This window comes from uncultured Stenotrophomonas sp., from assembly GCF_963519925.1.
In the GTDB taxonomy this organism is placed as follows: Bacteria; Pseudomonadota; Gammaproteobacteria; order Xanthomonadales; family Xanthomonadaceae; genus Stenotrophomonas; species Stenotrophomonas maltophilia_AE.
In genome coordinates this window covers 1-5,352 of sequence record NZ_CAUQPH010000191.1, presented here as the reverse complement: position 1 = coordinate 5,352, position 5,352 = coordinate 1, and the positions used below count along the sequence as shown (strand labels likewise).

The following is a 5,352-nucleotide window of genomic DNA, read 5'->3' as shown; positions in this document are numbered from 1 at the left end:
GGACAGCCCCGCCTGCGTCGACGGGCAGCCGGTGGACGCGCTGACCCTGCACGACCGCGGCCCGCTGCTGCAGCTGTGCTGGCGGGCCGGCGGGCGCCGCCAGGCCTGCCTGTTCTGGCCCGATACGCTGCCGGCACCGCAGCGACGCGCGCTCCGGTTGGCGATCCGGGCCCGTCCCATTTCCCGTTCACGTCCGTGATGGCACCATAGCCTGAATTGTCCGGCGTACCTGCATGTTCAAACCCATACCCGTTTCCATCGGCCTGCGTTACCTCCGGGCCAAGCGTCGCAACGGCTTCATCTCCTTCATCTCCATGGCTTCAATCCTCGGCATCGCGCTGGGGGTGACCGTGCTGATCACCACGCTGGCGGTGATGAGCGGCTTCCAGAAGGAAATCCGCGACCGCCTGCTGCAGATGACCGCGCACACCACGGTCACCACCGACGGCGCGCCGATGTCCGACTGGCAGCGCACCATCGACGTGGCCCACAAGGACCCGCGCGTGGCCGGCGCCGCGCCGTACATCGAGATCCAGGCGATGCTCAGCGGCCCGCGCGTGCAGGGCGCGATCGTGCAGGGCATCGACCCGGCGCTGGAGCCGGCGGTGTCGGTGATCAACACCAAGTTGAAGAAGGGCAGTTTCGACAGCCTCACCGAAGGCAGCTACAACCTGCTGGTGGGCCAGGAACTGGCGCTGTGGCTGGGCGTGGATGTCGGTGACACCGTGCTGGTGACCTTGGCCGAAGTGCAGGGCACGCCGGTCGGCGCGATGCCGCGGCTGAAGCGCTTCACCGTCAGCGGCATCTTCGAGGCCGGCTACAACGAGATCGACCGTGGCGTGGCCTACGCCAACATGGCCGACCTGGAACGCGTGCTGCGCATGGACGGGGTGACCGGCGTGCGCCTGAAGCTGCACGACATGGACAAGGCGTTCGACGTCGGCTACGACCTGGCGCACTCGCTGGGCGGCGCGTACCGGGTCAGCGACTGGACCCGCCAGAACGCCAACCTGTACCACTCGCTGCGCATGGAGAAGGTGGTGATGGGCATCCTGCTCTCGCTGATCATCGCCATGGGGGCGTTCAACCTGGTGTCCTCGCAGGTCATGCTGGTCACCGACAAGCAGGCCGACATCGCGATCCTGCGCACGCTAGGCCTGACCCCCGGCGGGGTCATGCAGGTGTTCATGGTGCAGGGCTCGCTGATCGGCATCTTCGGCACCGTGCTCGGCGTGGTCGGCGGCATCACCCTGACCTTGAACCTGGAGCGCATCCTCGGCGCGATCGAGACCGTGTTCAACGTCAAGCTGCTGCCCGAAGACGTCTATTACATCACCGGGCTGCCAACCGACATGCAGACCCCGGACATCGTCATCATCACCGTGGTCGCGCTGGTCATGAGCTTCCTCGCCACCCTGTACCCCGCGTGGCGCGCTGCCCGCACCCAGCCGGCCGAGGCCCTGCGTTATGAATGAGCCGATCAACCGCGGCGACGAAGTGATCCGTGCCCAGGGGCTGGCCAAGACCTATGCCGAAGGGCGCATGCAGACCCCGGTGTTCAACGGGCTGGACCTGAGCGTGGCTGCCGGCGAGACCGTGGCCATCATCGGCGCGTCCGGCGCCGGCAAGAGCACTCTGCTGCACCTGCTGGGCGGGCTGGATACGCCCACCGCCGGCGAAGTGTTCGTGGCCGGCAACCAGATGTCGGCGCTGTCCGATGGGCAGCGGGGCCGCCTGCGCAACCGTGCGTTGGGCTTCGTGTACCAGTTCCACCATCTGTTGCCCGAGTTCACCGCGCTGGAAAACGTGATGATGCCGGTGCTGCTGGGCGGTGACGCGGTAGCCGATGCCAGTGGCCGCGCGAAGGCGCTGCTGGAATCGGTGGGCCTGGGCCACCGGCTGGAACACAAGCCGGGCGAGCTGTCCGGTGGCGAGCGCCAGCGTGCCGCGGTGGCGCGCGCGCTGGTCAACCGTCCGGCCTGCGTGCTCGGCGACGAGCCGACCGGCAACCTCGACGACAAGACCGCCGCGACCGTGTTCGAGCTGATGCTGGAGCTCAACCGTGCGCACCATACGAGCCTGGTGCTGGTCACCCACGACCGCAGCCTGGCGCGCAAGCTGGACCGCGTGCTCGAACTGCGCGAAGGCCGCCTGCACGCGCTGTCCCACGACCAGGTCTGAGCTGGCGGCTGAACGGGTGGCGGGGCGGGGCTGCGGCCGCGCCCCGGCCGGTGCATGATCGGCGTGTCGACCTGGAGGTGCCATGAAACGCCTGATCGCCTTGATTGCCGTGGGGGTGCTGCTGGCCGGCTGTGCCACCGGCCGCCTGACCAGCGAAGAACGGCTGGAGCTGTATCGCGCCCACGCCGGCCCGCCGCAGAATGCGATGCGCTACTTCGGCTCGCTCAATGGCTGGACCGAGCTGGGCGACAGCGCGCTGGCGGTATGGACCCGCCCGAGCGAGGCGTACCTGCTGGAGTTGCGGGGTCCTTGCTACGGGTTGAGCTATGCGACCGCGATCGGGCTGACCAGCCGGATTGGCCAGGTCTCGGCGCGGTTCGACAAGGTGCTGATCCGAGACCCCAACCAGGGCCCCACCGTACCGTGCTTCATCGGCAGCATCCGCCCGCTGGACGTCAAGGCGCTGCGCGCATCGGAAAAAGAGCTGCGCCAGGCGCAGGTGCAGGAGCGGGAAGGGACCGACGGTTGAACGGGTCCTGCTCCGGTTGATCCCGGTCACGATCGGCCCGTAACGGTTCGTAGTGCCGGCCTCTGGCCGGCCATCGCGCGGTCACGGGTGTGCATGGGCCGGCCAACGGCCGGCGCTACCGGATTACGCTTCCGGGGTGAATCCCGCCGGGGCTTCAGCGCCACCGCCGAACAGGTACTTCTCCAGCTCTGCTTCCAGGCGCGCGCGGTGCTTCGGATCGCGCGGCGACAGCCGTTCTTCGTTGATCAGCATGGTCTGGTGTGCCAGCCACTTGGACCAGGCACTCTTGCCGATCCCAGCGTAGATGCGCTGGCCCAGCTCGCCAGGATAGGGCACGAAGTCGAGCCCTTCGGTGTCACGTTGTTCGTATTGGCAGAAAACGGTGCGGGGCATGGGCTACTCGATGGTTTTCGGGGGCGTTGCAGCGCGTAGTTTACGGCGCGCGACGGGGACGGGCGGGGCGCTGCCGGTATCCAGCAGCTTGCGGATCGGGGCGGGCAGGCCAAGTGCAGGCAGGTCCGCGGCGGCGACCCAGCGCAGCGCGGGAGTGTCACCCCGCAGGCCATCGACCCGCCGCGACAGGATCTGCAGGTGCAGGCGATAGTGGCTGAAGGTGTGCTGCAGCACCGGCAGCTCCTCGGCATCTTCCAGTGAACCGAGCACATGCGCATCGAACCAGTCCTGCAGCGCGGTGCCGCTGTCGGCCTGCGGCAGCGTCCACAGCTGCGCCCAGATGCCGGTGTCAGGCCGCTTCTGCAGCAGTACCCGACCCTGCGCATCGCGCAGCAGCAGCGCCACCGCCTCGCGTTCGGGCAGGACCTTGCTGGGCTTCGGCGTGGGCAGCTGGTCGCTGCGGCCTTCGCGACGCGCCACGCAGTCGTCCTGCAGCGGGCAGATCACGCAGGCCGGCCTGGCGCGGGTGCACACCGTGGCGCCGAGGTCCATCTGCGCCTGCGTGTAATCGGCCAGGCGCTTGTCCGGCACATGCTCCACGTGCAGCTGCGCCAGCGCCCACAGCACTTTCTCCACCGCAGGCAGGCCGGGAAAGCCTTCGATGCCGTGGTAGCGGGTGAGCACGCGCTTGACGTTGCCGTCCAGGATCGCGAAACGGTCGTTCCACGCCTGGCTGAGGATCGCCCCGGCGGTGCTGCGGCCGATGCCCGGCAGCGCATGCAGTGCGTCGAAATCCCGCGGCAGCTCGCCGCCGTGCTGGTCCACGCAGCGCTGCGCGGCGGCATGCAGGTTGCGGGCACGGGCGTAGTAGCCGAGCCCGGCCCACTGCGCCATCACCTGGTCATTGCTGGCCGCGGCCAGGTCGGACAGGGTCGGGAACACCGCCAGGAACTTCAGGAAGTACGGAACGACCGTGGCGACCTGGGTCTGCTGCAGCATGATTTCAGACAGCCAGACCCGGTATGGCGTGCGCGGGTGCTGCCAGGGCAGGTCGTGCCGGCCATGGCCGTCGAACCACGGCAGCAGCCGGCCGACGAACGCGTCGCCGATGGCGGCCGACATCAACCGCCCAGCGCTTCCGGCAGCAACGCATCCACGAACGCTTCCGGATCAAAGACGCGCAGGTCTTCCGGGCGCTCGCCGATACCGGCAAAACGGATCGGGATGCCGAATTCGCGGGCCAGCGCGAACACCACGCCGCCCTTGGCGGTGCCATCCAGCTTGGTCACCACCAGGCCGGTGACATTGACCGCGGCATGGAACTGGCGCAGCTGCGAGAGCGCGTTCTGGCCGGTGGTGCCATCAATGACCATCAGCACCTCGTGCGGCGCGCTTTCATCGATCTTGCCGAGCACGCGGCGGATCTTGCCCAGCTCGTTCATCAGGCCGCCCTGGGTGTGCAGGCGACCTGCGGTGTCGGCGATGAGGACGTCGGTACCGCGGGCCTTGCCGGCCTGCAGCGCATCGAATGCCACCGAGGCAGCATCGGCGTTCTGGCCCTGGGCGACCACGGCCACGCCGTTGCGCTCGCCCCAGGCCTGCAGCTGGGCCACGGCGGCGGCGCGGAAGGTATCGCCGGCGGCCAGCATCAGGCTGTGGCCATCGTCCTTGAAGCGCTTGGCCAGCTTGCCGATGGTGGTGGTCTTGCCGACCCCGTTGACGCCGACGGTGAGGATCACGAAGGGCTTCGCCGTGCGGTCGATGTGCAGCGGTCTGGCGACCGGCTGCAGGATCGCGATCAGCTCGGCACGCAGTGCTTTCAGCAGCGCCGGGGCGTCGGCGAATTCGCGTGCCTTCATGCGCCTGCGCAGGCCTTCCACCAGCGCGGTGGTGGCGCCGACGCCGACATCGGCGGTGATCAGCGCGGTTTCCAGCTCATCCAGCAGGTCGTCGTCGAGCTTGGGGTTGCGCGAGAACAAGCCGCCGAAGCTGCGCGCGATGACGCTGTTGCGGAGGCGGTCGCGCCAACCGGTCTTGCCGGGCGCGGCGGGCGCCGCCTCGTCGAACGCGGCCGGGGAGGCCAGCGGCTGCACGGCTTCCTGCACGATGTCGGTGGCGACCACGACCGGGGCCGGCGGATAGAGCGGGGCGGGCGCGGCCTGGACGGCCTCGATGCGGGGTGCATCGGCCGGGGTCGGCGCCGGGGTCACGGGCGAGGTGGCGTCGACGGCGGGCGTTGCCACCGGAGC

General features: G+C 69.0%; 6 protein-coding genes and 1 pseudogene. 4 read left to right on the top strand and 3 right to left on the bottom strand.

Annotated elements, in window-relative coordinates:
• The 4 genes and pseudogenes from RWO33_RS18975 to RWO33_RS18960 form a co-directional block, all read left to right on the top strand.
• A pseudogene (locus RWO33_RS18975) lies at positions 1–199 on the top strand (hypothetical protein); the annotation flags it as partial.
• Between the two features lie 34 nt (positions 200–233).
• Positions 234–1,475, top strand: a complete 1,242-nt coding sequence (locus RWO33_RS18970; RefSeq protein WP_314106848.1) for a lipoprotein-releasing ABC transporter permease subunit — start codon at positions 234–236, stop codon at positions 1,473–1,475.
• Positions 1,468–2,181 carry a lipoprotein-releasing ABC transporter ATP-binding protein LolD gene (lolD, locus tag RWO33_RS18965; RefSeq protein WP_314106846.1) on the top strand — a complete coding sequence of 238 codons (714 nt, stop codon included), beginning with the start codon at positions 1,468–1,470 and terminating at the stop codon, positions 2,179–2,181. The genes RWO33_RS18970 and lolD overlap by 8 nt, the downstream gene beginning before the upstream one ends.
• A gap of 82 nt (positions 2,182–2,263) precedes the next feature.
• Positions 2,264–2,710 (top strand): DUF6491 family protein, encoded by a 447-nt coding sequence (locus tag RWO33_RS18960; protein WP_314106844.1) that lies wholly within the window; start codon positions 2,264–2,266, stop codon positions 2,708–2,710.
• Positions 2,711–2,833: 123 nt separating this feature from the next.
• On the opposite strand, the gene RWO33_RS18955 is transcribed toward RWO33_RS18960, so the two are convergent.
• From RWO33_RS18955 to ftsY, 3 genes are all read right to left on the bottom strand, one after another.
• On the bottom strand, positions 2,834–3,103 hold the full coding sequence (locus RWO33_RS18955; RefSeq protein WP_314106842.1) for an oxidative damage protection protein: 270 nt from the start codon (positions 3,101–3,103) through the stop codon (positions 2,834–2,836).
• 3 nt (positions 3,104–3,106) lie between these two features.
• Positions 3,107–4,225 (bottom strand): A/G-specific adenine glycosylase, encoded by a 1,119-nt coding sequence (gene mutY / locus RWO33_RS18950; protein WP_314106840.1) that lies wholly within the window; start codon positions 4,223–4,225, stop codon positions 3,107–3,109.
• A partial coding sequence (ftsY, locus tag RWO33_RS18945; RefSeq protein WP_314106838.1) for a signal recognition particle-docking protein FtsY occupies positions 4,225–5,352 on the bottom strand: 1,128 nt, incomplete at its 5' end. The genes mutY and ftsY, both read right to left, overlap by 1 nt.

Excerpts from the sequence above, each read along its gene's own strand:
- RWO33_RS18960 (WP_314106844.1), top strand. The coding sequence starts at position 2,264 with ATGAAACGCCTGATCGCCTTGATTGCCGTGGGGGTGCTGCTGGCCGGC.
- RWO33_RS18955 (WP_314106842.1), bottom strand. The coding sequence starts at position 3,103 with ATGCCCCGCACCGTTTTCTGCCAATACGAACAACGTGACACCGAAGGG.
- RWO33_RS18970 (WP_314106848.1), top strand. The coding sequence starts at position 234 with ATGTTCAAACCCATACCCGTTTCCATCGGCCTGCGTTACCTCCGGGCC.
- mutY (WP_314106840.1), bottom strand. The coding sequence starts at position 4,225 with ATGTCGGCCGCCATCGGCGACGCGTTCGTCGGCCGGCTGCTGCCGTGG.
- lolD (WP_314106846.1), top strand. The coding sequence starts at position 1,468 with ATGAATGAGCCGATCAACCGCGGCGACGAAGTGATCCGTGCCCAGGGG.